21 protein-coding genes are annotated in these 26,181 nt (G+C 68.8%); 8 read left to right on the forward strand and 13 right to left on the reverse strand.

Features of this window, described 5'->3' with window-relative positions; all coding sequences use genetic code 11:
• Window positions 1-8 precede the first annotated feature (8 nt).
• The 3 genes from LCY71_RS15675 to LCY71_RS15685 form a co-directional block, all read right to left on the reverse strand.
• The gene (locus LCY71_RS15675; RefSeq protein ID WP_225334078.1) at window positions 9-599 is read right to left on the reverse strand and encodes a DJ-1/PfpI family protein; all 591 of its coding nucleotides are present in this window, start codon (window positions 597-599) and stop codon (window positions 9-11) included.
• Between the two features lie 61 nt (window positions 600-660).
• Window positions 661-1,443, reverse strand: coding sequence for an HAD-IIA family hydrolase (locus LCY71_RS15680; protein WP_225334079.1), 783 nt, complete (start codon window positions 1,441-1,443; stop codon window positions 661-663).
• A gap of 26 nt (window positions 1,444-1,469) precedes the next feature.
• On the reverse strand, window positions 1,470-2,195 hold the full coding sequence (locus LCY71_RS15685) for a YqjF family protein (protein WP_225334080.1): 726 nt from the start codon (window positions 2,193-2,195) through the stop codon (window positions 1,470-1,472).
• 149 nt (window positions 2,196-2,344) lie between these two features.
• On the opposite strand from LCY71_RS15685, the gene LCY71_RS15690 reads away from it, so the two are divergent.
• Window positions 2,345-2,854: a macro domain-containing protein gene (locus tag LCY71_RS15690; RefSeq protein WP_225334081.1), complete on the forward strand. Its 510-nt coding sequence runs from the start codon at window positions 2,345-2,347 to the stop codon at window positions 2,852-2,854.
• A gap of 3 nt (window positions 2,855-2,857) precedes the next feature.
• Entirely contained in the window at window positions 2,858-3,091 is a 234-nt protein-coding gene (locus tag LCY71_RS15695; RefSeq protein ID WP_225334082.1) for a DUF8145 family protein, read from the forward strand.
• A 187-nt stretch (window positions 3,092-3,278) separates the two neighbouring features.
• Here the strand turns inward: LCY71_RS15695 and LCY71_RS15700 are convergent, their stop codons facing one another.
• From LCY71_RS15700 to sucC, 7 genes are all read right to left on the reverse strand, one after another.
• A complete protein-coding gene (locus LCY71_RS15700) occupies window positions 3,279-4,253 on the reverse strand; it encodes an aldo/keto reductase (RefSeq protein WP_225334083.1) in 975 nt (324 codons plus the stop codon).
• A gap of 71 nt (window positions 4,254-4,324) precedes the next feature.
• Window positions 4,325-5,392: an ABC transporter permease gene (locus LCY71_RS15705; protein ID WP_225334084.1), complete on the reverse strand. Its 1,068-nt coding sequence runs from the start codon at window positions 5,390-5,392 to the stop codon at window positions 4,325-4,327.
• Window positions 5,385-7,244, reverse strand: a complete 1,860-nt coding sequence (locus LCY71_RS15710; protein WP_225334085.1) for an ABC transporter permease family protein — start codon at window positions 7,242-7,244, stop codon at window positions 5,385-5,387. The genes LCY71_RS15705 and LCY71_RS15710 overlap by 8 nt, the downstream gene beginning before the upstream one ends.
• Window positions 7,245-8,141, reverse strand: coding sequence for an ABC transporter ATP-binding protein (locus LCY71_RS15715; RefSeq protein ID WP_225334086.1), 897 nt, complete (start codon window positions 8,139-8,141; stop codon window positions 7,245-7,247).
• Between the two features lie 293 nt (window positions 8,142-8,434).
• On the reverse strand, window positions 8,435-8,671 hold the full coding sequence (locus LCY71_RS15720) for an HVO_2901 family zinc finger protein (protein WP_225334087.1): 237 nt from the start codon (window positions 8,669-8,671) through the stop codon (window positions 8,435-8,437).
• Window positions 8,672-8,863: 192 nt separating this feature from the next.
• The gene (gene sucD / locus LCY71_RS15725) at window positions 8,864-9,733 is read right to left on the reverse strand and encodes a succinate--CoA ligase subunit alpha (RefSeq protein WP_225334088.1); all 870 of its coding nucleotides are present in this window, start codon (window positions 9,731-9,733) and stop codon (window positions 8,864-8,866) included.
• Window positions 9,730-10,878, reverse strand: a complete 1,149-nt coding sequence (sucC, locus tag LCY71_RS15730; RefSeq protein WP_225334089.1) for an ADP-forming succinate--CoA ligase subunit beta — start codon at window positions 10,876-10,878, stop codon at window positions 9,730-9,732. The genes sucD and sucC overlap by 4 nt, the downstream gene beginning before the upstream one ends.
• A gap of 519 nt (window positions 10,879-11,397) precedes the next feature.
• Here sucC and LCY71_RS15735 point away from each other — a divergent pair.
• Complete coding sequence (locus tag LCY71_RS15735) at window positions 11,398-12,138, forward strand: NAD-dependent protein deacylase (RefSeq protein ID WP_225334090.1); 741 nt, start codon at window positions 11,398-11,400, stop codon at window positions 12,136-12,138.
• Here LCY71_RS15735 and LCY71_RS15740 read toward each other — a convergent pair.
• Window positions 12,135-12,569: a DUF5793 family protein gene (locus LCY71_RS15740; protein ID WP_225334091.1), complete on the reverse strand. Its 435-nt coding sequence runs from the start codon at window positions 12,567-12,569 to the stop codon at window positions 12,135-12,137. The genes LCY71_RS15735 and LCY71_RS15740 overlap by 4 nt on opposite strands.
• 203 nt (window positions 12,570-12,772) lie before the next feature.
• Here LCY71_RS15740 and LCY71_RS15745 point away from each other — a divergent pair, with 203 nt between their 5' ends.
• The 3 genes from LCY71_RS15745 to LCY71_RS15755 all read left to right on the forward strand — a co-directional run bounded on the left by LCY71_RS15745 (window position 12,773) and on the right by LCY71_RS15755 (window position 17,667).
• Complete coding sequence (locus LCY71_RS15745) at window positions 12,773-14,398, forward strand: type II/IV secretion system ATPase subunit (RefSeq protein ID WP_225334092.1); 1,626 nt, start codon at window positions 12,773-12,775, stop codon at window positions 14,396-14,398.
• Window position 14,399: 1 nt separating this feature from the next.
• Window positions 14,400-16,850, forward strand: coding sequence for a type II secretion system F family protein (locus LCY71_RS15750; RefSeq protein WP_225334093.1), 2,451 nt, complete (start codon window positions 14,400-14,402; stop codon window positions 16,848-16,850).
• Window positions 16,851-16,923: 73 nt separating this feature from the next.
• Window positions 16,924-17,667, forward strand: a complete 744-nt coding sequence (locus LCY71_RS15755; protein WP_225334094.1) for an MBL fold metallo-hydrolase — start codon at window positions 16,924-16,926, stop codon at window positions 17,665-17,667.
• A gap of 217 nt (window positions 17,668-17,884) precedes the next feature.
• Here the strand turns inward: LCY71_RS15755 and LCY71_RS15760 are convergent, their stop codons facing one another.
• Together LCY71_RS15760 and LCY71_RS15765 are read right to left on the reverse strand one after the other, a co-directional pair.
• Window positions 17,885-18,985 carry a DNA topoisomerase IV subunit A gene (locus LCY71_RS15760; RefSeq protein ID WP_225334095.1) on the reverse strand — a complete coding sequence of 367 codons (1,101 nt, stop codon included), beginning with the start codon at window positions 18,983-18,985 and terminating at the stop codon, window positions 17,885-17,887.
• A 1-nt stretch (window position 18,986) separates the two neighbouring features.
• A complete protein-coding gene (locus LCY71_RS15765; protein ID WP_225334096.1) occupies window positions 18,987-21,368 on the reverse strand; it encodes a DNA topoisomerase VI subunit B in 2,382 nt (793 codons plus the stop codon).
• A 372-nt stretch (window positions 21,369-21,740) separates the two neighbouring features.
• Here LCY71_RS15765 and gyrB point away from each other — a divergent pair, with 372 nt between their 5' ends.
• The gene (gene gyrB / locus LCY71_RS15770; protein WP_225334097.1) at window positions 21,741-23,666 is read left to right on the forward strand and encodes a DNA topoisomerase (ATP-hydrolyzing) subunit B; all 1,926 of its coding nucleotides are present in this window, start codon (window positions 21,741-21,743) and stop codon (window positions 23,664-23,666) included.
• Between the two features lie 9 nt (window positions 23,667-23,675).
• Window positions 23,676-26,156 carry a DNA gyrase subunit A gene (gene gyrA, locus LCY71_RS15775; protein WP_225334098.1) on the forward strand — a complete coding sequence of 827 codons (2,481 nt, stop codon included), beginning with the start codon at window positions 23,676-23,678 and terminating at the stop codon, window positions 26,154-26,156.
• Window positions 26,157-26,181: the final 25 nt, after the last annotated feature.

Consider the following 26,181-nt stretch of genomic DNA (forward strand, 5'->3'; position numbering starts at 1 on the left):
ACCTCGCGTCAGTCGTCGGCGGCGACCGCCTCTCCGTGGCTGACCTCCGTCCCGAGGAGGTCGAGGAACTCGGCGATCCACTCGGAGTGGTCGGGCCACGCCTGCCCGGTGACGAGGTTGCCGTCTCGCGTGACCTCGTCGACCCACGAGCAGCCGGCGGCCTCGCACTCGGCGCGGACGGCCGGGTAGGCGGTCATCTCGTAGCCGTCGAGGACGTCCGCTGCCGCGAGGATCTGCGGCCCGTGACACAGCGCCGCCACGGGCTTGTCCTCCTCGAAGAAGTGTCGGACCGCGTCGAGCACCTCGTCGTAGGTCCGGAGGTACTCCGGCGCCCGGCCGCCGGGGACGACGAGCGCGTCGTACTCCGCCGGGTCCACGTCGTCCATGGTCGCGTTCAGCTCGAAGTCGTGTCCTCGCTCCTCCACGTAGGTCTGGTCCCCGCGGAAGTCGTGGATGGCGGTCTTGATCGAGTCGCCCGCCTCCTTCTCGGGGCACACCGCATCGACGTCGTGCCCGACCGCTTGCAGCGCCTGAAACGGCACCATTATCTCGTAGTCCTCGCCGAAGTCGCCGACGATCATGAGTATGTCCTTGCCCATTGGGAACACCGCGCGTAGCGCGCGTCGGGAGCTACGTCGCCTGCCACGATAAAATAGACGGTCAGTTGATGAGTCGGCCGACGTCGGCCAGGGAGTCGAGGACGTGGTCGGGGGAGACGTCGCTGGCCTCGACGTCCGCCCTGTTGGTGACGCCGGTCAGCACGACGGCCGTCTCCATGCCCGCCCGCTCACCCATGGCGATGTCGGTGTCCAGTCGGTCGCCGACGACGAGGACGTCCTCGGCGGGGACGTCGAGTCGCTCCAGCGCCGCCGCGAGCGCCTCCTCCGAGGGCTTGCCCAGCACGCGGTCAGGCTCCCGCTCCAGCACGCCGGCGACGGCGTTGATGACGGCGCCGGACCCGGGGATGGGCTTGCCCTCGCTGCCCGGGAAGGTCCGGTCGGGGTCGGTGCCGAGCAGTACGGTCCCGTGACCGTCGGCGACCCGGAGCGCGTCGACCAGGTCGTCGTAGCCGAACTCGGGCGTCCACGAGGCCAACAGGACGTCGGCCGACTCGGGCTCGTCGGTCAGCGCTACGCCCGCCGTCCGGAGCATGTCGCCCAGCGCGTCGGTCCCCACCAGGAAGAGCTCGTCGTCGGCGTGACGCTCGACCAGGTACTCGCGTGTCACGTCGGCCGACGAGACGGCCTCGCCGTGGCGGACGTCCAGCCCCATTCCCCGGAGCCGTTCGACGTAGTCCTCGCCGTCGTAGATCGGGTTGTTCGAGAAGAACAGCAGCGACGCGCCCGCGGCCCGCAGCGCGTCGATGCCCTCGCTCGCCCCCGACAGCGGTTCGTCGCCGTGGTACACCGTCCCGTCGAGATCGACGATCGCGGCCTCGACCATCGGACCCGGTTACGGGCCGCCCGGGGTTATACCTCCCCGTCTCGGCGACGCCCCGCGGCCGTCGAGCGGACCGGTCCCGGCGGCCCGATCCGGATCCGGACGCCGGGACTGTAGTGATAGAGCGGGTCACCGCCGGTCTCGATTCCCTCCGCCGACAGGAGCCCGTCGACCTCGACCGTCGCGTCGACCGACTGGAGCGGCCACGGCTCGTGCCCCACCGATCCGACGAGCCGCGTTCCGAGCGGCCCCTCCGTGAAGTAGCGGTACCGCTCCGTCAGGAAGGAGTGGAGCGTGTCCGCCTCCGGCGGGTCGGGGTCGCCCTTCGGCGAGAACGTCGCCGTGACGCCGGCGCCCGACCCGTCTCGCCGTCGAGAGAGGACAGTCGTCTTCCCGCCCTCGGTCGACCGCTCGACCGTCGCGCGGTGATACGGGAGCCTGAACAGTCGCCGGGCCGTCTCGACGGCCAGCCGGTCCGTCGTGTCGAGCGAGAGGAAGTAGACGCCGCGGTCGCCAGACGGCCCCCGGACGTACGTCCGCAGGTTCACGGCCTCCAGCCCCTCCCGCACCGGCAGCCCGAACGCGTCGAAGCGGTCCATCCGCAGGGCGACGACGCTGGTCCATGCCGACCCCGCGAGCGTGTCCGGCGAGAGCCACGGCGGAACGACGTCCTCGGCCGCGTCCTCGGCGATCGGCCAGTGGCAGAACAGCACGTCGCTGACCGCGACCGCCAGCGGTTCGACGCCCGAGTTCATACGGCCGCTTCGGTCGCCCGTCGTTTCAGTATTCTCCCCCAATCCGATCCCCGTCCCGTGCTTCGGGGGCGTTCCCGCACGCTCCGCCGCTGTCGTTCAGTTCCGCCCGCCGGGAAGAGCATTTGGGAATCCGTCACGAATCGCTGCACATGGACTTCGAGGTCGTTCAGGGCGACATCGCCGCACAGTCGGCGGACGTGCTCGTCAACGCCGCCGGGACGAGCCTCCAGATGGGGTCGGGCGTCGCCGGCGCGCTCCGCCGCGGCGCGGGTCAGGAGATCAACGACGCGGCCGTCGAGAAGGGACCCGTCGACCTCGGCGAGGTGGCGGTCACGGACGCGTACAACCTCGACGCCGATCGCGTGATCCACGCCGCCGCGATGCCCCACTACGGCGACGGGAAGGCGACGGCCGAGAGCATCCGCGACGCGACCCGCAACGCGCTGGAGAGCGCCGACGAACTCGGGGCCGTGTCGATGGTGATCCCGGCGCTGGGCTGCGGCGTCGCCGGGTTCGACCTCGCCGAGGGCGCGGAGATCGTCGCCGGGGAGATCCGCGACTACGAGCCCGACTCGCTGGTGGACGTGCGCTTCATCGCCTACAGCGAGGGGGAGTACCAGACCGTCCAGCGCGTGGCCGACCAGGTCCGGGCGCGGTGACCGATGGCGGCGTCAGACCCACCTGACGACTGTCCGATCTGCAACAGCGACTACGCCTCGGTCTCCGTCCACGAGGAAGGCGTCGCCGTAAATCTGATCGAGAACGAGCGGTTCCGACGCGTCTGCTTCGAGCCGATCGGTGGCGATGACGACCGGCCTCTGCTCCGCTTCTACCACCACACCCACGAGCAGGCTGGGACGAGCGAGCGCGGGACGCCCGGCGGTCGGGTGCCCTGACGGCTGTCGAGCGCGCTACTCGCGGCTCCCTGCAGTCGCCGTTCGTCTGTGACGAGGCCTCACGCCGTTCGGCCTCGCTCCGCTCGGCTCCCGCTCGCTTCGAGGCCGTTTGCTCACGACCTCGCTACTCACGGCTCGCTTCGCTCACCGTTCGTTTCGACGTGGTCTCCGCTTCGCTCAGACCACGCTACTCGTGCCCGGAGACTTCCACGGGCTCGTAGGGCTCCTCCAGCCACTCCACGTCGCTCTCGGCGAGGTCGATGTCAAGCGCCTCGACGGCCTGTTCGAGGTGCTCGACGCTCGTGGTGCCCACGATGGGCGCGTCGACCCAGTCCTTGTGGAACAGCCAGGCGAGGGCTATCTGGGCCATCGTGGCGTCGTACTCGTCGGCCAGTTCCTGGACGCGCTCGTTGACCTCCTTCCCGCCGCCCTCGCGGTACGGGTGGTCGTAGATGCGCTCTTCCGTCTCGCCGCGGGTGGTGGCGTCGATGTCCTCGTGCGGCCGGGTGAGGTACCCGCGCGCCAGGGGACTCCACGGGACGACGCCGACGTCCTCCCGCTCGCAGAGGGGCAGCATCTCCCGTTCCTCCTCGCGGTAGACGAGGTTGTAGTGGTTCTGCATCGTCTCGAAGCGCTCCAGGTCGAGGTCGTCGGCCGCGTGCAGCGCCTCCTGGAACTGGTGGGCCCACATCGAGGAGGCCCCGACGTGGCGGACCTCGCCGCGGCGGACGGCGTCGTCGAGCGCCCGCAGCGTCGTCTCGATGGGCGTGTCGTAGTCCCAGCGGTGGATCTGGTAGAGGTCGACCGTGTCCATGCCGAGGCGATCCAGCGAGTGGTCCAGTTCCTGCTCGATGGCCTTCCGCGAGAGCCCCTGCTTGTTCGGGTCGTCGCCCATCTCCCCGTAGACCTTGGTCGCGACGACCTGCTCGTCGCGGTCGTACCCGGAGAGCGCGTTCCCGAGGACGCGCTCGCTCTCGCCCGTCGAGTAGACGTTGGCCGTGTCGAAGAAGTTGATCCCCAGGTCGATGGCCCGGTCGATGATCTCGCGGCTCTCCTCCTCGTCGAGGACCCACTTGCGCCATTCGGGGGTGCCGAAGCTCATACAGCCCAGGCAGATCCGGCTGACCTTCGTTCCGGTCGTACCGAGGGTGGTGTACTCCATACGAACTCGGCCGGCCGGCTGGAGCAAAAAAGTGCGCCGACGTGTCCCCGAAACGACAGTCTCTCCCGGGACTACAGGCCTTCAGGTTCGACCCGCTCGACGTAACGCCGGGCCAGCGCGTACAGCGCGACGGCGGCGACGGCGTAGCCGGCGACGTGGGCGTAGGTGAGCGCGGTCGGGCTGTCGACGGCGAGCTTCGCGGCGGTCGTCGCCGGATGCTCCGGCAGCACCACGGCGCCGCCGAAGACGACGAGCGTCCCCACGGAGTAGAGCAACTGGGCGGGCCGCCGCCGGCCCGTCCGTAGGCCGAGGACGACGCCGATGACCACGGTCAGCGTCGCGACAGCGGCGACGAACGCGAGCAGCGCGAGCGGGTGGGCGACGTCGATGCCGTTGAACCGCAGCAACAGGATCCACAGCGCGGCCTGAGCGGGCGCGAGCAGGACCATCGCCAGCGACTTGCCGTCGACGACGTCCACCAGCGACACCGGCGCGGCCCGCAGCAGCTCCAGGGTCCCCCGCTCGATCTCCTCGGTCACCGCGTCGACCGCCACGGAGCCGCTGATAAAGGGCGGCAGGAAGAGCAACAGCGGGAGGAGGACGGTGTAGGTGAACCCGAAGTACGGGCTGCCGTCGCTCTCCGGCGGCAACGGAACCGGCGAGGTCCCGAGGTGGTCGACGCGCTCGAACCGCTCCTGGCGCTCCAGCGTCTGCAGCACCTGCCGAACCTGGACGACCACGAGCGTCGTGCGGATGCTCCCCTCCGGTGCCGTCGCTCGGACCTGCAGTATTCGTCTGCCACCATCTGAGGCGTCGGCGTAGGAACCCGCCAGTATCGCGTGGACGCGCCCCGACTGGAAGGCCGTCCGCGCCGCGTCGGCGTCCTCGACCGGGACGGCCTCGACGGAGTCGTGGCGTTCGGCGGCCGCGAGGAGTTCGTCCCGCGCGTCCCCCGTGACGGCCATCTCGACCCCGCCCGACTCCACCGACGAGGGGTCGTACATCGAGGTCAGCCCGACCACGAGGAACGAGGAGAAGGCCGCCACGAACAGCTGGATCAGCAGTGCGAGGACGATGGTCTTCTCGCGCCGCAGGCCGGCGAGGTCCCGACGCGCGATCGCCAGGCGCGGATCAGCCAAGGGTGACCACCACCGTGTAGTTGTAGGCGAAGTGAACCGCCATCGCTACCCCGAGCGCGGCGGTGTAGGCGCGGCGGTCCCGCCGCGCGCCAAGCGCCGAGACGGCGGCCGTCGCGACGTGCAGGACTAGCGGGGCCAGCAGGAGGCCGGCGATCAACAGCGGGTTCAGGTCCGACGGTACCAGGCCGGTCGCCAGCGCCGCCCGGCCGGCGTCGATCTCCTGGAGACCGACCACCTGCGCGACGGCGACGAACTTCTCGGCGACGAAAAAGCCCAGGCCGGACAGCGCGCCGACGACGAGGGCCGTCCGGAGTGAGCGGTCGTAGCGCCCGCTCTCGAAGCCCGCGTACAGGTGGAGGCTCTTGGCGACCTCCTCGATCACCACGACCGGGAGCAGCACGAGCACGACTGAGATTTCCCCCAGCGCGAAGAGGAAGGCGACGGCGACCAGCTCCGCGACGAAGACGAACGGCAGCAGGATCACCGAGAGCGTCGCCGCGCTCCGCTTCGACGCGATCCGGCCGGAGAGCGCGTCGAGCACCTTCAGCGGGACGGGCCGCTGGGTGAACATGTCCTCCTCGCGGTAGAGGCCGGCGCCCAGTCCGAACAGCGCCACGGCCGTCAGCGTCGGCGGCAGCGTCGAGAACAGGGCGCCGCCCAGTCCGACGGCCTCGCCCTGGAGGTCCCGGACGACGACCGTCAGCGGGGATATCAGCGCGATGGGCGTCACGTCCGTGAAGATGGCCGGGACGAACGCGTAGCTCGTCAGCGCGACGGTGACCGTCACCGTGACGAAAGTCAGTTCCTTGAACGAGCGGGCGAACATGGCGCCGCAGAACGTCGCCGCGAGGAAGAGCAGCGCCAGCGGTGCCATCGCCAGCACCGCGACGCGGCTCCCGCCCGCGGCGAGCCCGCTCGCCCGCAGCGCCAGCGTGATTGCCGCCACGACGCCCATCGCGCCGGCGAAGTACGGTAGCGTCTTCCCCGCCACGATGTCGGTACGGGTCACCGGAGCCACCAGCAGCAGTTCGCCGCGGCGATTCAGCCGCTCGGAGAGCATCGAACTCCCGTAGGCCTGGATGACGAAGTTCAGCGGGACGACGAAGAGGAAGGCCAGCACGAGCGACTCGAAGGGGAACGGCGGCGAGATGTCCCCCGGCGTCCCCGACGTGTCGCCGCCGGTGAGGCCGGCCCCGAAGTCGCTGAGGCCGCCCGCCGCGTCGCCCGACCCGCCGCTTCCGCTGACCGTACCGCTACCACCGCTGCCGTCGCCGGATCCATCGTTGCCGCCGTCCGATCCAGTGCTGCCGTCGCCCCCGTCGCTACCGCTGGCCGTGCTCTCGTCGTCGCTGCCGCCGTCACCGGACCCACCGCTTCCCGAGCGCACCGTGACGCCGCTCTGTTCCTCGTAGACCAGGGTCACCGAGACGGGGTACGCCGCGGTCCGGTTGCCCGATTCGGCCGCCGCCGCCATCCGCCGTTCGTTGTACCCCTGGACGCTCTCGCGGAAGGCCGTCAGCGCGGCGCGCTGCTTGTCCGTGACGGGCCGGTTCGCGAGGCCGCCGTTCCGGAAGAGCAGGTCCTGCTCGCCCCGCCGGACCGCCGCGGGGTCCGGTTCCTGGACGACGAACGACGGGTCCTCCTTCGCGGGGCCGTAGTAGGGGCTGTTCTCGGCGACGCCCACGCGGTAGATGCCACTGTCCATCCCGGTGCCGCCGGCGGCGGCCACCGCGCCGACGAGCGCCATCGCTAGGACGGCGACGACGGTGACGGCGACGGTCCGGCGGTCGACGCCTCCGGCGTTCTTCGTCACCTCCCACTTCGCGATCCGCAGGAGCTTCCGCGGGTTCATTCAGGCCTCCTCGACGTATCGAGTTCCCGGCGTCTCGTCGTCGGCGACGTTCAGGAAGACCTCCTCGAGGCTCGACTCCTCGGTGCGGATGTCGACCACCTCGCCGCCGTTCCCGGCCGCTGCCTCGCGGGTCGCCTCCACGCCGTCCATCGACTCGACGACCCGCCGCCAGGTTCCGTTCTCGCTGACCGCCTCGGGCACCTCGACGGTCGTGTACACGTGGTAGCGGCGGTCGCCGTACTCGTCCTGTAACTCGTCGAGGTCGCCGCGAGCGACGATTCGCCCCTCGTTCATGATGGCGACGCGGTCGCAGATGGACTCGACGTGATAGAGGTTGTGCGCCGAGAAGACGATGGTCTTGCCCTCCTCGGCCAGTTGCTCGGTGAAGTCGATGACGTAGTTGGTCGTCAGCGGGTCCAGCCCGCTGGCCGGTTCGTCGTAGATCAGCACGTCGGGATCGTTGATCAGCGAGCGCGCGATGGCCACCTTCCGCTTCATCCCCTTGGACATGTCCCCCAGTTTCCGCTCGCGGTGCTGGAGGTCCAGTTCGTCCAGCGTCTCGTGCATGCGCTCGCGGGCGACGTCGTCGGGGACGTCGTAGAGGTCGGCGAAGAAAGAGAGGTAAGAGACGGGCGTCATCTCCTCGTAGAGGGGCGACTCCTCGGGCAGGAATCCCAGCCGCCGGCGCATCTCCGTCTCGCCGGCGTCGTACCCGGCGACGGACACCTCGCCCCCGGTCGGTTCGATCAGCCCGGCGAGCATCTTCAGCGTCGTCGTCTTGCCCGCTCCGTTCGGGCCGATGACGCCGAACACCTCGCCACGCTCCACCGAGAAGGTGCTGCCCGCCACGGCGACGAACTCGCCGTACTCCTTGCGTACGTCCCGCGCTTCGATCATCTTCTCGCCCGTTACGTGCCGACCTCCGTATAGCTGGTCCCCGTTTATTAACAGTGATATCGCCGGCCTCGGGGGCCGACCGCGCGCGGCGGCCGGACGTGCTCGTCGACGGGACCACCGTGAGGAGAGCGATCAGCGACCGCCGGAGAGCGTCGAAAACGGGCGTGATGAGAGTCGGCACGACGAGAATCGACACCTGCCGGGGACGAGCGGGAAGCGCGTCCTGCCGGTACGGACGACCGGGACGACTGGCCGATCTGCGGTCCTCGTTCGGTGAGCGACACGTCGCTCTGTCAGTTCGTCTCTACGCGGATGTCGTCGATGCGGTGGATGTCGTCGCCGATGCCCTCGCCGTCGCAGTCCTCGTTCGGGCATCGATAGTGCCAGCCGTCCGTGGTGGCCGTTCGCTCGGCGAACCGCTCGCCGCAGTCGTCGCAGATGAGCTCGCCGGCCGAGCACGTGTCGCGGTGGAGTTCGAGTTCGAGTTCCGTGCTGAAGGTCCGCTTGCAGTTCCGACAGGTGTGGGGCATATTCGAAGCTTCCGCTTCCCGGCATAAAGCTACATCGGAACGTTCACGGCGGTCGTGTCGCCCGTAATCGACCGATTGCGATACGGTAGCGTTCGTCACGGATCGGGACCGCCGGCCGCAGTCAGCGTCCGATTTCGGAAACTGAGAACGGTACTATCGCGGCCCTGCCGCGGAGTACCGGTCAGCTACCGGTTACAGCAGGTCCTCGACGTGCTCGGCGACCTCTTCGGGCGTGTCGCCCACGGGGACGCCGGCGTCGTTGAGGGCGTCGATCTTCGACTCGGCGGTGCCGGTTCCGGAGCCGGAGACGATGGCGCCGGCGTGGCCCATGCGCTTGCCCGGCGGGGCGGTGCGGCCGGCGATGAAGCCGGCGACGGGCGTGTCCATGTGCTCGGCGATGTACTGGGCGGCGTTCTCCTCGTCCTCGCCGCCGATCTCGCCGCACATGACGACCGCCTTCGTGTCGGGGTCGTTCTCGAACAGCTCCAGGGCGTCGATGAACGACGTGCCGATGATCGGGTCGCCGCCGATGCCGATGGCGGTGGTCTGGCCGATGCCCCGCGAGGTCAGGTCGTCGACGACCTGGTAGGTCAGCGTGCCCGAGCGGGAGACGAGGCCGACGTCGCCCTCGGAGAAGATGTTGCCTGGCAGGATGCCCAGCTTGGCGACGCCCGGCGTGATGACGCCCGGGCAGTTCGGGCCGACGAGGTGCGTGTCGGTCTCCCGCAGCTTGCGCTTGACGCGGGCCATGTCCTGGGTCGGGATGCCCTCGGTGATGGCCACGACGAGGTCGACCGGGGAGTCCAGCGCCTCGAACAGCGCGTCGCCCGCGAACGCCGGCGGGACGAACACGACGGAGGCGTTGGCGTCCTCCTCGCGGGCGGCCTCGTGGACCGTGTCGTAGACCGGGACGCCGGCCACTTCCTGGCCGCCGCGGCCCGGCACTGCGCCGGCGACCACGTTGGTCCCGTACTCCAGCATCTGCTCGGTGTGGAACTTGCCCTCACCGCCGGTGATACCCTGCACCACGACGCGCGTGTCTTCGTCGACTAGAACGCTCATGCATCCACCTCCTGTGCGTACTCCACTGCACGCTGGACGGCGTCCTCCAGCGTGTGCTCGACCGTGACCAGGTCCTCGTTGAGAATCTCCATTCCTTCCTCGGCGTTCGTGCCGGCCAGGCGGACGGTGACGGGCTTGGGGATCTCGTCGAACTGCTCCAGCGCCTGGTTGATACCTTCCGCGACCTCGTCGCCGCGGGTGATCCCACCGAAGATGTTGAAGACGACGGAGTCGACGTTGTCGTCGGAGAACACCATGTCCAGCGCGTTCGCGATGCGCTGGGCCTTGGCGCCGCCCCCGACGTCGAGGAAGTTGGCAGGGGAGCCGCCGAAGTGGTCGACGAGGTCCAGCGTCGTCATGACGAGGCCCGCGCCGTTGCCGATGATGCCGACGTTGCCGTCGAGTCGGACGTAGTCGAAGCCGTACTCGTCGGCCTTCTGCTCGAGTTCGTCGCCGCCGCTGGCCTCCTCCTCCATCTCCTGGATCTCGGGCTGGCGGAAGAGGGCGTCGGAGTCGACGTTGAAGACGGCGTCGGCCGCGACGACCTCGTCGTCGGCCGTGATCATCAGGGGGTTGATTTCGGCGTCGGAGCCGTCGCGGTCGTCCCAGATCTGGTAGAGCGTCTGCAGGACGCTCGCGACGTCGTTGGCCACGGCGCGGTCGACGCCGGCCTCGTAGACGACCTTGCGGGCCTGGTAGGGGTGCATGCCGAACGCGGGGTCGATGTGCTCGCGCGCGATGGCGTCGGGGTCCTCCTCGGCGACCTCCTCGATGTTGACGCCGCCGCGGGTCGAGACCATGGCTACGGGCTCGCCCTCGCCGCGGTCCATGGTGACGCCCACGTACAGCTCGTTCTCGAAGTCGACGGCCTCCTCGACGAGCACGCGGTCGACCTCGTAGCCCTTGAGGTCCATACCGAGGATGTCGTCGGCGTACTCGCGGGCCTCCTCGGCGTCCTCCGCGAGCTTGATGCCGCCGGCCTTGCCCCGGCCACCGACGTGGACCTGCGCCTTGATCGCGACCGGATAGCCGATGTCCTCCGCGGCCGCGACCGCGTCGTCGACGGTCTCGGCCAGCGTCGATGCCGGGGTCGGAATCCCGGCGTCGGCGAAGACCTGCTTCGCCTGGTATTCGTGCAATCTCATGTCACACGATACGGGGTCTCGCGGACGCTTAAATCCCGCTCATCTGCCCCTGTCGCCCCGCCGTCTCCCGGAAAATATCATCGTTAACCACAACAAAGGATAAGTGATATCTGGTCTACGTGTTCCGCCGTGGCATCTCACGATGCCACGCTGCCACTGCCGAATGCAACGGTAGTGCGGCCCGACCAAGGGCGACATCTATCTCTCTTCCGTCCTGTCCGTTTTGCACACCGCTCGGCCAGGTAGATGTACTCGGCTATAGTAGAAATTGAAACTATTTACACATCGAGGGGTACCCCGGGTGCCCCTCGAGCGTGTCAATGCGTTCAATTTCTACTATCGTCACGCGTCCTGAAAAACAGGCACCAGAAAGCCCCGGGAGAGCGAATCTCTCCCGAAATCTCGGTGACTTCGCCGCCGTGAACGTCCCCTTCTGATCGTTCCCACCTGCGAGGACTCCGTTCGAGGACTCGACTGCCATCCGTGAACTTCACTTCTGCCCGACGACAAACCAACGTCATGGACGACGTCGACGCGGTCGCGAACGCGCTGCGCGAGGCCGACACCGCCGTCGCCTTCACCGGTGCGGGCGTCAGCACTGCCTCCGGAGTGCCCTCGTTCCGCGGCGAGGACGGCCTCTGGGAGGAGTTCGACCCCGAATCGTTCCACCGCCGTCGGCTGGACGCCGACCCGGAGGGCTGGTGGCGCGACCGGCTCGAGCTCCGCGAGCGCCTGGCTCCCGGCGACTACGAGCCGAACGCCGCCCACGATGCGCTGGCGGAGCTGGAGTCGGCGGGCCACCTCGACGCGGTGGTGACCCAGAACGTCGACGGCCTCCACGCCGAGGCGGGGACGGCGGAGCTGATCCGGCTCCACGGGACGAACCGCCGGGTCAGGTGCGAGGACTGCGGCGAGCGCAGCGAGGCGGCTCCGGCCTTCAAGCGGGCGCGGGGCGGCGACGTCCCGCCGCGGTGCGACTGCGGCGGCCTGCTCCGGCCGGACGTGGTGCTGTTCGGGGAGTCGCTGCCGGCCGACGCGATGGAGCGCGGCCGGCGACTGGCCCACGAGAGCGACTGCTATCTGGCGGTCGGATCGTCGCTGACGGTCCAGCCCGCAGCGGGGCTCCCGCGGGCGGCGGCCCGGTCGGGCGCGACGCTGGCGATCGTCAACCTGGCGGAGACGCCGCTGGACGACGCCGCTGACCGAGTCGTCGGAGCGGACGTGACGGACGTGCTGCCTGCCCTGGCGGCGCGCGTCTAGAGCTCGACGCCGCCCGGGATCAGGCTCTCCCCCCGCCGCAGGCTCCCCTCCCGGTCGTAGACCAGCAGCGTCTCCTTGTCGTAGACGGTCGACTTGCCGTCGGCGTCCGTGACGCGGACGCGATAGCGCGGTTCGCCGTCGGCTCGCGACCGGGCCGCGTCCACCAGCGCCCGGACGGCCTCGACGTCCGCGTTGGCCTCGAGCACGAACTCGCCGGTGATCCGGTTGGACACGGAGAGGACGCCCACGTCGTCCGTCTCCGTCCGGCGGAACGTCACGTCGATCTCGTCGGCGTCGAGCGTGCCGTCCGCCGTGACGAGGCGGTCTGCCAGCAGCCCGCCGGGCCCGTCGAAGGCCACCGTGACGACCGGCGGTTCCCGCTCGTTCTCGTCTACGTTCCGCATGTCGACCTCGAAGTAGTCACGCCGCATTTCGGTACCCGTCCCTACGTGTCGGGACGCCAAGAACGTAACGGCGATTGGTACCGTCCCGCATACACCGCCCGACCGGGTGCCCGTCGAGGGCAGCCTGGACGCCCGTCGACGTCCAGCCCGTCGCCCTCGCGCGAAACGTTTGATAATCGGGCTCGCCGCTTAAGTAGGACGCCACGTAAGGGCCAGGTACTTCGAACAGCATGGCAGACGATCAGTCGCCCGGTGGAGGCTCGACCGGCCCGCTCTCGGGGGTCAGGCGGTGGCTCTCGCGGACGGCGCGAGCGCTCGGCGGGCCGGCGGTACCCGACTCGAACTACGACCCCGGCCGCCACGGCCCCCTCGTCTCCTTCGACGGCCTCGACGGCCACGATGAGGTCGACCGCTACTGGCTCAACGCCCCCTACGCCTTCGTCTCGATCAACCGCGACCCCGCGGCCGACGAGCACCGGTACCACGTGGTCGAGCCGTCGCTGGACGAGTTCGAGGCCGACCTGCTCGACCGGCTCTTCGATGACGTCCGCGGCCCGCTGATCTACCGGACGGACGTCGCCGACCATCCTGAGCGGGCCCTCCGCGAGGAACTGCGGGCCCGGCTCGTCGAGTACGGCGTCGACGTCGAGCCGGAGACGTTCTACCGGCTGTACTACTACCTCTATCGCTCCTTCCGCGGGTACGGCCGCATCGACCCGATCATGCACGACCCGCACGTCGAGGACGTCTCCTGCGACGGCGCCGGCCTCCCCATCTTCGTCTACCACGAGGACTACACCGACGTCGAGACGAACGTCGTCTTCGACGCCGACGAACTCGACGACTTCGTGGTCCAGTTGGCCCAGCGCTCGGGCCGGCACGTCTCCGTCTCCGACCCAGTCGTCTCGACGACGCTGCCCGACGGCTCCCGGATCGAACTCGCCCTCGGCGAGGAGGTCACGCCCCGGGGGTCGGCCTTCACCATCCGCAAGTACGCCGACGAGCCGTTCACGCCCATCGACCTCCTGGAGTACGGCACCTTCAGCCTGGAGATGCTTGCGTACATCTGGCTGGCCATCGAGCACAACAAGTCGCTGATCTTCGCCGGTGGGACGGCCGCCGGCAAGACCACGTCGATGAACGCCGTCTCGATGTTCGTCCCGCCGCGCTCGAAGGTACTGACCATCGAGGACACCCGGGAGCTGTCGCTGTACCACGACAACTGGCTCTCGGCGGTGACCCGCGAGCGGCTGGACGACTCGGACATCACGATGTACGACCTGCTGCGGTCCGCGCTGCGCCACCGCCCGGAGTACATCGTCGTCGGCGAGGTCCGCGGCGAGGAGGCCATCACCCTCTTCCAGGCGATGAACACCGGCCACACGACGTTCTCGACGATGCACGCCGACTCCGTCCAGACGGTGATCAACCGACTGGAGAACGAGCCCATCAACGTCCCCCGGCCGATGGTCCAGTCGCTGGACGTCCTCTGCGTCCAGGTGCTGGCCCGCTCCGGGGGCGAGCGGGTCCGCCGGGCCAAGACGCTGGCCGAGATCGAGGGGATCGACCAGCGGACCGGCGAACTCGACTACTCCAACGCCTACGCCTGGCAGCCCACGGAGGATCGCTTCACCGACTCCAGCAGCGACCTCCTCGACGAGATCCGGCGGGAGCGCGGCTGGAGCCAGTCGGAACTGCTCGGCGAGATAGACGACCGCAAGCGGTTCCTCCGGTACCTGCAGCGCGAGGGCATCGACGACTACCGCCGCTTCACCGCGATGGTCAACAAGTACTACGCGGACAGCGAGGCGGTGATGGACCGGATCGACGCCGCGGGGGTGACCGCCGGCGACTGACATGGCGTTCGATCCCCTCGGTCTCGCGCCGCTCGCGGTCGTCGCCGCCGTCGCCGTCGGGGCCGCCCTGACGTCGGTCAGCGACGGGTGGGACCGGTCGGTCACGCGCTACGCGCGGCGCTTCTTCGGCCGGTACGTCGAGCCCGACCCCGAGCGCGAGCGCCTGCTCCGGTCGGCCTACGTCGCCGCGACCTACCGCTCCTACGCCGCGCGGACGCTGCTGTACACCGCCGTCGCGGCCCTGGCCGGCGCCGTCGCCGGCGTCTACGTCTTCGGCGGGATTCTGCTCGCCATCCCGACCGTCGTCGACCTCCTGATGGGCCTTCCCCCGACGATGGTATCGGCGCTGGGCCTGTGGGGGTTCGAACTGGTCCTCTCCGAGACGGGGACGTTCGCCGTCGTCACGGCCGGCGGCGTCGTCGTCGGCCTCGGGACGGCGGGGGCGACCTACGGGCTCCGGTGGACGCTCCCGCGGAGCCGCGCCGCCGAGCGCCGCCGGGGCATCGACGAGGGGCTGGCCCGCACCGTCGCCTTCACGTACGCGCTCTCGCGCGGCGGCGTCGCCGTCCCCGCGGTACTGCGGACCCTCTCCGAGAACCGGGCCGTCTACGGTGAAGGGGCGGCCGAGGTCGGCGTCGCCGTCCGCGAGATGGATCTCTTCGGCCGCGACGTGATCACGGCGGTCCGGCGAGCGGCCCGGCGGACGCCCAGCGAGCGCTTCGAGACGTTCGCCGAGAACCTCGCCAGCGTCCTCCAGAGCGGCCAGTCCCTCTCCGAGTTCCTCCGCCAGCAGTACGACCGCTACCGCGACGAGGCCGAGGACCGACAGGAGGAGGTGCTGGAACTGCTCGCGACCGTCGCCGAGGCGTACGTGACCGTCCTCGTCGCCGCCGTCCTCTTCCTGCTGACCATCCTGCTCGTGTTCGGGCTGACGCTCCGGGACACGCTCCCGTTCATGCGGATTCTGGCGTACCTGCTGATCCCGCTCGCCAACGCGGGCTTCGCGGTCTACCTCGCCCAGAAGCTCGACTCGCTGGGCGTCGGCGGGAACGGAACCAGCGCGGTCCTCGACGAGTACGAGACGACGACGTTCGGCCGGCCCGACGCCGGCGGAACGTCGGACGCTGCCACCGGTGTCACTGACGAAGCCCGTACCGACGGCGGCGCCACCGCCCGTCGCGACCACCGACGACAGTTGCGACTCGCGGACAAGATCGCGAGCGTCAAGCGCGTCGTCCGGTCGCCCCTGGCGACGCTGCGCTGGCACCCGGACCGGATCTTGTACGCGACCGTCCCGCTGGCCCTGCTCTACGTCGCGGTCCGCGCGCCGGGCGCGTTCGCCACGGAGGCGGTCAACCTCTACCGCCTCGACGACGTGTTGATCCAGGCGACGCTGTTCGTCCTCGCGACCTACGCCGCGGTCCGGGAGGCGTACGCCCGCCGCATCCGCCGCATCGAGGCGGCCACGCCGGAACTGCTGGAGCGGCTGGCCAGCCTCAACGAGGCCGGGATGTCCGTCGTCGAGAGCCTCCGGCGGATCCGCGGGAGCGACGTCGGCGTCCTCACGCCCGAGGTGGAGCGGATCTGGGCGGACGTGCGGACGGGAGCCAACGTCGAGGACGCCCTCGTCCGGTTCGGCCGGCGCCTGCGCACCACGGCCGTCACCCGGGTCGTCGTCCTGCTCGTCAACGCCATGCGGGCCAGCGGGAAGCTCGGCCCCGTCCTTCGGATCGCCGCCGAGCAGGCCCGCGCCGACCGCCGTCTGCGCCGGAAGCGCCGCCAGACGATGTTCACCTACCTCGTGGTCATCTACGTCTCCTTTCTGGTCTTCCTCGTGATCATCGCCGCCGTCCAGGAGGTGCTGATCCCGAGCCTCCCGTCGCAGGTCCCCACCCCGGAGAACACCGGTCGGCTGGCCGTCAGCGTCGACCAGTTCGCTCGCTTCGGTCGGGTCGACAAGGCCGCCTACACGCTCGTGTTCTTCCACACCGCGCTGATCCAGGCCGTCCTCTCCGGGTTCGTCGGCGGCCAGCTGGGCGAGGGGTCGCTGCGCGACGGCGCCAAGCACGCCGCTATCATGCTCGGTGTCGCCTACGTCGCCTTCCTGCTGCTGTCCTCCCCGGTCGCCTCGGTCACCCTCGACGGCGTCGACGCCGGCAGCGAGGCCGTCGTCGTCGACTCCGTCTCCGCCTCGGAGGGCGGCTTCCTCGTCCTCTACGACGGCGACCGGAACGGAACCGTCCTCGGCGCCTCCGGGTACCTCCAGTCCGGGACCCACCGCGACGTCCGCGTCGACGTCTCCGGCGGCGTTCCACCGAGGCGCACCGTCGTCGCCGTGGTCCACCGCGACACCGACGGCGACGGGTCGCTGACGCTGGACGGGTCCGCGGACGCTCCCTACCCCGAGGCGGGGCAGGGCGACGTGGTCGAGGTCGCCGTCGAGGCGGCGTGACGAGCAGGGGAGGTCCGCCGCCAGTGCGTCCGTCCCGGAACGATTTAACCCCGCACGCGGTCACTGTTCTACCATGACCGTCCACTACGACGGGCTGACGCTCGACTGGCTCGGCTACGCGACGCTGCGGATCGAGGGCGACGAATCGGTCGTCTACTTCGATCCCGGCCGCTACGGCGTGCTCACCGGCGAGTGGGAGCCCCACGCCGACGTCGCCCACCCGCCCGCGCAGGACTACGCCGCCCACGACGCCGACGTGGTCTGCGTGACCCACGTCCACCACTACGACCCCGACGGGATCCGCCGGGTCGCGAACGACGACACCACACTCGTCGTCTTCGAGGGCATCGACGTCCACCGGACCGACCGCGACCTCGACCGGCCCGCGGACCTCCCCTACGACCGCGTCGAGGTGTCGATGGAGGACGACCGCCTCGTCGACGATCTCCCGCTGTGGACCGTCCCCGCGTACAACGAGCCCGACGGCCCCAACGTCGACGCGTCCGGCGACCCCATCCACCCCGAGGGCATCGGCTGCGGCTTCCTCGTCGCCGTCGACGGCACCCGCGTCTTCTGGTCCGGCGATACGGACGTCCTCCCCGGCCACGAGGAACTGGACGTGGACGTGTTCGTCCCCTCCATCGCGAAGAACCTCACCATGGACCGCCGCGACGCGGCCGACCTCGCCGAGGCGATGGACCCCGGGCTCGTGCTGCCGATGCACTACAACACCTTCGAGGCGTTGGAGAGCGACTCCGGCGCGTTCGCCACGGACGTCGCCCGGCGCGGCGTTCCCGTCGCTCTGGACGAGCGGTAGCAGTCGGTTCGGAAGAAGGCGGACGCCCATCTCAGAGAGCCGTTCGGGCACATCTTCCGGAGACGCGCTTCGATGCGCGTGCTTATAGCACGCCCATCTCAGAGAGCCTCTCCGGATTCATCTCCATGAACCTCGGTTCGATGACTGTCCTTACAGGACGCCCATCTCACTGAGACGTTCAGGTCATCTCCCGGAAACGCGCTTCGATGAGCGTCCTTTACAGGACGCCCATCTCAGAGAGCCTTTCCGGGAGATACGTGTCCGTCACGAAGTCCAGTCCGTGGCTGGCCAGCGCCTGCTGCTCGGACTTCTTCTCGATGTCCAGCTGCAGTTCGATCTGCTCCTCCCAGAACTCGGTCTGGAAGCGGGGGTCCTCCAGTTCGGACTCCAGGGCGTTGATGTCCGAGTCCGACAGGGGGTCAGTCGGGAGGTCGTACTCGACGATGTCCTCGGGCCGGATGCCGATGAAGTCGGCCTCCGGTGTGGCGAGGTACTCCGAGAGGTGGGCGGACTTGATCGAGCCGTATGCGACGGAGCCGTAGATGCGGTACGACCACGGGTCACCGTCCGTGAAGACAACCACAGGCAGGTCGAGTTCGTCGTGGAGGCGCTTGGTGATCCGGCGGGTCGCCCGGGCTGGCTGGCCCTTGAGGTGGACGATCAAGGCGTTGTAGTCGTCGTCGAAGCCATTCTCGACGAGGCGGTCGCGCATACCGCCGGTCTCCACGGCGAGCACGAAGTCGGCGTCGTTGTCCAGGAACTCGATGGTGTCGGGGTTGTTGGGAATCTGGTAGCCGCCCTCGCCGACGTCCTCCTGGCAGTGGATCTCCCGCTCGCCGCGGCGGGTCTGCTCGCGCAGTTCCAGCGGGCCCATGAGAGTCGCGCCGGACTCCTCCGGGCGCATGTGGAAGTCCTCGCGGGTGACGTTGGAGACGATCTCCAGGTCCTCGACCAGCTGGTTGGACTCGTCCTGGCTGTTGAACTGCGCCTCCTCGAGGTCCCACGACTCCGAGAGGTAGTACAGCTCACGCAGGGTGGACGAGCGGTCCTCCTCCAGTTGCTGCTGGAGGAAGTCGATGGCGTAGATGGCCTTCAGCAGCTTCTGGGCCCCGGAGACGGTCTTGGCCGTCCGGGTGGAGGTCCGGTCGCCGTACACCCAGACGCTCTTGTCCTCGTCGTACTCGATGTTGGACTTGGTCCGGGTGGGGACCTGCATCTTCGGCACCTCGCCGTCTGCGAACTGGTCGTAGAACGTCTCGGCCAGCTCGATCAGCTTCTCGCGCGCTTCCTCGTCGTTCAGTTGCGTCTCTGCGCTCATGTTATGCGTTCACCGTGAGCTTCTCGTCCTCCACGCCGTCGACGGAGATGTCGAAGTCGGCGTCCTCTGTCACGCTGTACTCCAGTACCGCCTCCTCGCCCGAGGCGATCGTCGTCGACCACTTCACGAACCACTCGCCGTCCATCTCGACGACCTGTGCGCCGTTGGTGTCCTGCGGCTCGGCGGTGACGATGTCGGTCATCTCGACGTCGGCGCTGGTGTCGGCGTTGTTCTCGACGACGACCCGGACGGTGTCGTCCTCGACCTCCCGCTCGACGAGGACGTTGTTCATGATCCGGGCCAGCGAGTCGTCGATCACCAGCTCGTCCTCGCCGGTCACCTCCGTCAGCTTCTCGGCCATCTCCGGGAGGATGGTGGCCAGCTTGTTCTGCTTCTTCCGGCGCTGCTGCATCGAGCGGCGCTTGTTCAGGTAGCTCTTCAGGTCGCGTGCGGCCTCCCGGATGGCCAGTTCGATCTCCGACTCGATCTCGGGGACGTTGGCCACGGCGTCCTTGGACTCGCTGGTGAAGGGCACGTTCGTCGACGCGATGTGGACCATCACGACGACGGGGCCGTTCGGGATGCCGGAGCCGCCGGGTTGGTCGAGCCCGTAGTTGCGCCAGTTGATGTCCTTGACCACGTCGGTCGTGGCGCAGGCACCGCGCTGGTAGACCAGCGGAACGCGGTTGGCGAAGCGCATCACCTGTGCTTTCCCGTCGGCCTCGACGTCGCCGCCGTAGGCGATGCCGGCCTCGACGATGAACGGGTCGCCGCCGTGGACGGAGGCGTCACGGGTCGAGGCGGCGTAGAAGTCCGCGTCGAACTCCTTGGTGAGGCCGGCCTCGACGAGTTCGTCGGTGATCGGGGCGAGGCAGTCGGTCGGCGGCGCGATGATGTCCGTCTCGCGCATCGCCTCCAGCAGGTCGCTGGCGTCGTCGCGGTCGTCGGCCACCTCGGAGACGTTGGGAGCCTCGTCCGGCACCCGGCGGGCCCGAGACCAGAGCTGGTCGACGACGTTCTCGCGGGCGGTGTCGCCGAAGGTGGCGTCGTCGCGCTCCTCGGTCATGTCCGCGGCACGGTCGACGTACTCCTCGAGGTCCGCGAGGGTCACGCGATGGCGCTCGCTGTCCTCGAACTTCGCGGCGACGCGCTCGGCGAGCCCCTGGACGGCGGCGTCGTCCTTGCGCGTGGTGGTCGCCTCGTCGACGAGCTGGTAGACGTCGCCGGTGCGCTCGTCGGTGATCGCCTCCCAGGCGGCCTCGACGGCGGCCTCGCGGACGGTGTCGCCGAAGGTCTTGTCGTGCTCGTCGGCGACGCGGGCCGCGACGTTGTCGACGACGTCGGCCAGCTCGTGATGAGCGAGCGTCTCGTTGTTGCCGACCGTCTCCGCCACCTCGTCGGCGAAGGCGTCGGTGGCCTCCTTGCCCTTGTTCGAGACGGCCCCCTGAACGGCGCGGGCGACGTCGGCGTCCTCGTGGGCCTCCGGCGGCGACCAGGCCATCTCGCGACCGTAGTAGCGGTCCTTGAAGTTCGCGATGACGCCGTCGGCGGTCTTTCCGCCCACGCGAGTGAACTCCTCCTGCAGGAAGCCCGACAGGGAGTAAGAGTCGGTGGCCTCCAGCATCTTCAGGAGCGTCCCGAGTTCGACGCCGTGGGGGTGCGGGCGGATCTCCTCGGTCTCGGCGGGGAGCTGGTCGGTCGCCCGCTCGTACTTGAAGTGCTCCTGGGGCTCACGCAGCTCGATGCGGGCGTGCGGGTTCACGACCGCGGTGTGCTTGACGTAATCGTGGAGCTGGTTGCGGGCCCGCATGTTGGCCTCCATCTCCAGTTCGATGCGGGTCCCGTGCGGGCGGTCCCAGCTGGTCGTGTCCTCGACGTCGATCTCCGGCTCGTTGGTGTCCGTGTCGACGATCAGCTCGAAGTACTGGGCCTCGTCGCTGCCCTGCGTCCGGCTGGTGATCTTCGCGGGCTTGCCGGAGGTCAGCTGGGAGTACAGGACGGCGGCGGAGATACCGATCCCCTGCTGGCCCCGGTTCTGCTCGCGCTTGTGGAACCGGGAGCCGTAGAGGAGCTTCCCGAAGACCTTGGGGAGCTGTTCCTTCGTGATACCCGGCCCGTTGTCCTCGACGATCAGGGTGTAGTAGTCGCCGGACTCCTGGATCTCGACGTAGACGTCGGGCAGGATGCCGGCCTCCTCGCAGGCGTCGAGCGCGTTGTCGACGGCCTCCTTGACCGCGGTCACGAGACCTCGGGCTCCGGAGTCGAACCCGAGCATGTGCTTGTTCTTCTCGAAGAACTCGGCGATCGAGATCGCCCGCTGGCTCTCGGCCAGCTCCTCGGCGACCCCTTCGCCCTCACCGAGTCGCGACTGGTACGACGTCATTGGAGACGTGTACCGCATCGGGGGATAAAAGGGGTTCGACACCGGAGTGAAAGTGGGTGTCGGGGGCACGACGGCAGGGGGTGAATCCGTTTCAGGTCCTTTCGTCACCTGCCGCCGCGTCCCGGCCGCGACGATAGTCAGCCCGTCGATCAGGCACTCGCCGGACGCGTCGCCGGGCAGGACTGCTGTCGAGGGCAGGTCCCACCGGTCGCCGATCGGTGCTCCAGTCGCGGCCGGTCACGCAGTGGTACCGAGCGAGGGTTGACCAGAATCGCCGGGCCGGACCGCCGCCCCCGTGGGAAACGTTGCCTCGCGCGAGCGTGCGCGTGCGGGAGTTTTATAAACCACCATCCTCTACTGGAAGTAGATTCTATGTCACAGGACCCCGAGTACGGTGCGGACCAGATACAGGTCCTCGAAGGGCTCCAGGCCGTCCGGAAGCGGCCGGCGATGTACATTGGCTCGACGGACGCCCGTGGGCTCCACCACCTCGTCTACGAGGTCGTGGACAACTCCATCGACGAGGCGCTGGCCGGCCACTGCGACGAGATCACCGTCACGGTCCACGAGGACGACTCCATCTCCGTGTCCGACGACGGTCGTGGGATCCCCGTCGACACCCACGCCGAGTACGACCGCCCCGCCGTCGAGGTCATCATGACCGTCCTCCACGCCGGCGGCAAGTTCGACAACAAGTCCTACCAGGTCTCCGGCGGCCTCCACGGCGTCGGCGTCTCCGTCGTCAACGCCCTCTCCGAGACCCTCCGGGTCGAAGTCAAGCGCGACGGCGCCCTCTGGCGACAGCGCTTCGACGAGGGCGAACCCGACGGCGGCCTCGACCGCGTCCGCGACCTCGAACCCGACGAGGACACCGGCACCACAATCCGCTTCTGGCCCGACGAGGGCATCTTCGAGACGACCGACTTCGTCTACTCGACGCTGGCCTCGCGCCTGCGCGAACTCGCCTTCCTCAACTCCGGGGTGGAGATCACGCTCGCCGACGAGCGCGACGGCGAGGGCGAGACCTTCCGCTACGAGGGCGGCATCCGCGAGTTCGTCGAGTACCTCAACGAGACGAAAGACCCCCTCCACCGCGACGTCATCTACTTCGCGGACTCCGAGACCATCGAGGACGGCGACGTCCACGTCGAGATCGCCATGCAGGGCACGGACGAGCTACAGGGCTCGATCCACGCCTTCGCCAACAACATCAACACCCGCGAGGGCGGGACCCACATGACCGGGTTCAAGACCGCGCTGACCCGCGTGGTCAACGACTACGCCCAGGCGAACGACCTCCTCTCCGATCTGGACGATACCCTCAAGGGCGAGGACATCCGCGAGGGGCTGACGGCGGTCATCTCCATCAAGCACCCCGACCCGCAGTTCGAGGGCCAGACCAAGACCAAGCTCGGCAACAGCGAGGTCCGGGGCGTCGTCGAATCGACGATGCACGACGGGCTGGGCACCTTCTTCGAGGAGAATCCCGACGTCGCCGAGGCCATCGTCGCCAAGGCCGTCGAGGCCGCGAAGGCCCGCAAGGCCGCCCAGAAGGCCGAGGAGCTGACCCGGCGCAAGTCCGCGCTGGAGTCGACGGCGCTGCCCGGTAAACTGGCCGACTGCCAGACGCGGGACCCCAGCGAGGCCGAACTGTTCATCGTCGAGGGCGACTCGGCCGGCGGCTCGGCCAAGCAGGGCCGCAACCCCGAGTTCCAGGCCATCCTCCCCATCCGCGGGAAGATCCTCAACGTCGAGAAGCACCGCCTGGACCGCATCCTGGAGAACGACCAGATCCGGAACCTGATCACCGCGCTGGGCACGAGCATCGGCGACGAGTTCGACATCGACGACTGCCGGTACGAGCGCATCATCATGATGACCGACGCCGACGTCGACGGGGCGCACATCCGGACGCTCCTGCTGACGCTGTTCTACCGGCACATGCGGCCGCTGCTCGAGGCCGGCTACGTCTACGCCGCCCAGCCCCCGCTGTACCGCATCCGGTACAAGGGCGATACCTACGACGCCATGACCGAGGCCGAGCGGGACACGCTCGTCGAGGAGAAGTGCGACGGCAACCCCGACCAGGTCCAGCGGTTCAAGGGCCTGGGCGAGATGAACCCACAGCAGCTCTGGGACACCACGATGGACCCCGACCAGCGGATCCTCAAGCAGATCACCATCGAGGACGCCGCCGCTGCGGACAAGATGTTCTCGGTCCTGATGGGCGACGCCGTCGAACCGCGCAAGCAGTTCATCAAGGAGCACTCGCCCGAGGCCGAGTGGGTGGACATCTGAGGTGAGAGGATGAGTTCAGAAGCACCAGACCCAGACGACGTGACGGCAGCGCACAGAGTGGAGAACGTCCGCATCGAGGACGAGATGGAGCAGAGCTACATCGACTACGCGATGAGCGTCATCGCGGGTCGCGCGCTCCCGGACGTCCGGGACGGCCTCAAGCCCGTCCAGCGCCGCATCCTCTACGCGATGCACGAGATGGGCGTCACCTCCAACTCCTCCCACCGGAAGTCCTCCTCCATCGTGGGTGAGACGATGGGTGACTACCACCCCCACGGCGACAGCGCCATCTACGACACGCTCGTCCGGATGGCCCAGCCGTTCTCGATGCGGTACCCCCTGGTCGACGGCCAGGGCAACTTCGGTTCGATGGACGGCGATCCGGCGGCCGCCATGCGGTACACGGAGGCCCGGATGGCACCCATCGCCGAGGAGATGCTCGACGACATCGAGAAGGACACCGTCGACTTCCAGGCCAACTACGACGACCGCCTGACCGAACCCGGGGTCCTGCCCGCGGCGCTCCCGAACCTCCTGCTGAACGGCTCCTCGGGCATCGCCGTCGGCATGTCGACGAACATCCCGCCGCACAACCTCGGCGAGATCGTCGACGCCACGGTCCACCTCATCGACGAGCCCGACGCGGGCGTCGAGGACCTGATGGAGCACGTCAAGGGCCCGGACTTCCCGACCGGCGGCAACATCGTCGGCAAGGACGCCATCTACTCCGCCTACTCGACCGGCCGCGGGCGCCTCCGCGTCCGCGCCGAGTACGAGGTCGACCCCGAGGAGGGCCGGATCGTCGTCACCGAGATCCCCTTCCAGGAGAACAAGGCCCGGATGGTCGAGCGGATCGCCGAGGACGTCAACGAGGGCGTCATCGAGGGCGTCGCCGACCTCCGCGACGAATCCGACCGCGACGGCGTCCGCGTCGTCATCGAGCTCAAGCGCGGCGCCAACGTCGACGTCGTCGAGAACCAGCTGCTGGAGAGCCACCTCGAGACCACCTTCGGCGTCATCAACCTCGCCCTGGTCGACGACCAGCCCCGGGTGCTGACGCTGAAGGAGACCCTGGAGCACTACGTCGACCACCGTCGCGAGGTCGTCCGCCGCCGCTCCGAGTTCGACCTCCGGGAGGCCGAGGATCGCGCGCACATCCTCGAAGGCCGCCTGAAGGCCCTGGAGAACGTCGACGACGTCGTCGAGCTCATCCGGAACTCCGAGGACCGCAACGCCGCCAAGGAGGGCCTCAAGGAGGAGTACAACTTCTCCCAGGACCAGGCCGACCACATCGTCCGGATGCAGCTCGGGTCGCTGACCTCCATGGAGGCCCAGGAGATCGAGGAGGAGTACGAGGAGGTCCAGGCCGAGATCGAGCGCCTCGAGGCCATCCTCGCCTCCCGCGAGAAGCTCGACGAGGTCATCAAGGACGAACTCCGCGAGCTCAAAGACGAGTACGACGACGACCGCAAGACCGCCATCCTCGAGGACGAGGGCGAGGTCACCCACGAGGACCTCATCCCCGAGGAGGACAACGTCGTCGTCATCACCGAGGACGACTACATCAAGCGGATGCCCGCCGAGAACTTCGATCCGCAGAACCGCGGCGGCAAGGGCATCATCGGCGCCGACCCCAAGGAGGGCGACCGCGTCTCGAAGGTATTCAAGGCCAACAGCCACGACTACCTGCTCTGTTTCACCAACCGCGGGCAGGTCTACAGCCTGAAGACCTACGAGATCCCGGAGATGTCCCGCACCGCCCGCGGGAAGTCGGCGATCAACCTCGTCGACCTCGACGACGACGAGGAGATCACCGCCGTCGTCTCCACCGACGACTTCGACGCCGACGAGTGCCTGACGATGGTCACCCGGAACGGCTACGTCAAGCGCACCCACGCCGACGAGTTTGAGAACATCCGCTCGACCGGCATCATCGCCGCCAAGGTCGAGGAGGGCGACGCGCTCGTCGACGTCGAGGTCACCGACGGCACGAAGGACCTGGTCGTCGCCAGCGAGGGCGGCATGACCATCCGCTTCGACGAGGCCGAGGTCCGCGAGATGGGCCGCTCCGCCCGCGGCGTCCGCGGCATCGACCTGCAGGGCGACGACAGGGTGGCCGCGATGGTCGCCACCGACGATTCGGACGAGCGCGCGCTGCTGACGGTCACCCGGAACGGCTTCGGCAAGCGGACGAAGCTCTCTGAGTACCGCCGGCAGTCCCGCTACGGCAAGGGCCTCATCGACATCAAGACCGACGACCGCAACGGCCCGGTCGCCACGGCCAAGGCCGTCACCGCCGAGGACCACCTCGTCATCATGAGCGAGGACGGCCAGATCATGCGCATCCGCGCCGGCGACGTCTCCGAGGTCGGCCGGAACACGAAGGGCGTCACCATCATGGAACTCGACGGTGACGACAAGGTCGCGAGCGTGTCCGTGATTCCGGCGGAGAGTGACGAGGAAGTCGTTGAGGAAGCAGCCGAAGAGTAGTATCCGCGCGAACGAAGTGAGCGCG

It is taken from the genome of Halomicrobium urmianum (genome assembly GCF_020217425.1).
GTDB lineage: Archaea > Halobacteriota > Halobacteria > Halobacteriales > Haloarculaceae > Halomicrobium > Halomicrobium urmianum.

Bases quoted from the DNA above. Each gene is read 5' to 3' on its own strand.
- LCY71_RS15755 (WP_225334094.1), top strand. From the start codon at position 16,924: ATGACCGTCCACTACGACGGGCTGACGCTCGACTGGCTCGGCTACGCG.
- LCY71_RS15735 (WP_225334090.1), top strand. From the start codon at position 11,398: ATGGACGACGTCGACGCGGTCGCGAACGCGCTGCGCGAGGCCGACACC.
- gyrB (WP_225334097.1), top strand. From the start codon at position 21,741: ATGTCACAGGACCCCGAGTACGGTGCGGACCAGATACAGGTCCTCGAA.
- LCY71_RS15690 (WP_225334081.1), top strand. From the start codon at position 2,345: ATGGACTTCGAGGTCGTTCAGGGCGACATCGCCGCACAGTCGGCGGAC.
- LCY71_RS15685 (WP_225334080.1), bottom strand. From the start codon at position 2,195: ATGAACTCGGGCGTCGAACCGCTGGCGGTCGCGGTCAGCGACGTGCTG.
- LCY71_RS15695 (WP_225334082.1), top strand. From the start codon at position 2,858: ATGGCGGCGTCAGACCCACCTGACGACTGTCCGATCTGCAACAGCGAC.
- LCY71_RS15760 (WP_225334095.1), bottom strand. From the start codon at position 18,985: ATGAGCGCAGAGACGCAACTGAACGACGAGGAAGCGCGCGAGAAGCTG.
- LCY71_RS15675 (WP_225334078.1), bottom strand. From the start codon at position 599: ATGGGCAAGGACATACTCATGATCGTCGGCGACTTCGGCGAGGACTAC.
- LCY71_RS15720 (WP_225334087.1), bottom strand. From the start codon at position 8,671: ATGCCCCACACCTGTCGGAACTGCAAGCGGACCTTCAGCACGGAACTC.
- gyrA (WP_225334098.1), top strand. From the start codon at position 23,676: ATGAGTTCAGAAGCACCAGACCCAGACGACGTGACGGCAGCGCACAGA.
- LCY71_RS15680 (WP_225334079.1), bottom strand. From the start codon at position 1,443: ATGGTCGAGGCCGCGATCGTCGATCTCGACGGGACGGTGTACCACGGC.
- sucD (WP_225334088.1), bottom strand. From the start codon at position 9,733: ATGAGCGTTCTAGTCGACGAAGACACGCGCGTCGTGGTGCAGGGTATC.
- LCY71_RS15710 (WP_225334085.1), bottom strand. From the start codon at position 7,244: ATGAACCCGCGGAAGCTCCTGCGGATCGCGAAGTGGGAGGTGACGAAG.
- sucC (WP_225334089.1), bottom strand. From the start codon at position 10,878: ATGAGATTGCACGAATACCAGGCGAAGCAGGTCTTCGCCGACGCCGGG.
- LCY71_RS15740 (WP_225334091.1), bottom strand. From the start codon at position 12,569: ATGCGGCGTGACTACTTCGAGGTCGACATGCGGAACGTAGACGAGAAC.
- LCY71_RS15700 (WP_225334083.1), bottom strand. From the start codon at position 4,253: ATGGAGTACACCACCCTCGGTACGACCGGAACGAAGGTCAGCCGGATC.
- LCY71_RS15745 (WP_225334092.1), top strand. From the start codon at position 12,773: ATGGCAGACGATCAGTCGCCCGGTGGAGGCTCGACCGGCCCGCTCTCG.
- LCY71_RS15715 (WP_225334086.1), bottom strand. From the start codon at position 8,141: ATGATCGAAGCGCGGGACGTACGCAAGGAGTACGGCGAGTTCGTCGCC.
- LCY71_RS15750 (WP_225334093.1), top strand. From the start codon at position 14,400: ATGGCGTTCGATCCCCTCGGTCTCGCGCCGCTCGCGGTCGTCGCCGCC.
- LCY71_RS15765 (WP_225334096.1), bottom strand. From the start codon at position 21,368: ATGACGTCGTACCAGTCGCGACTCGGTGAGGGCGAAGGGGTCGCCGAG.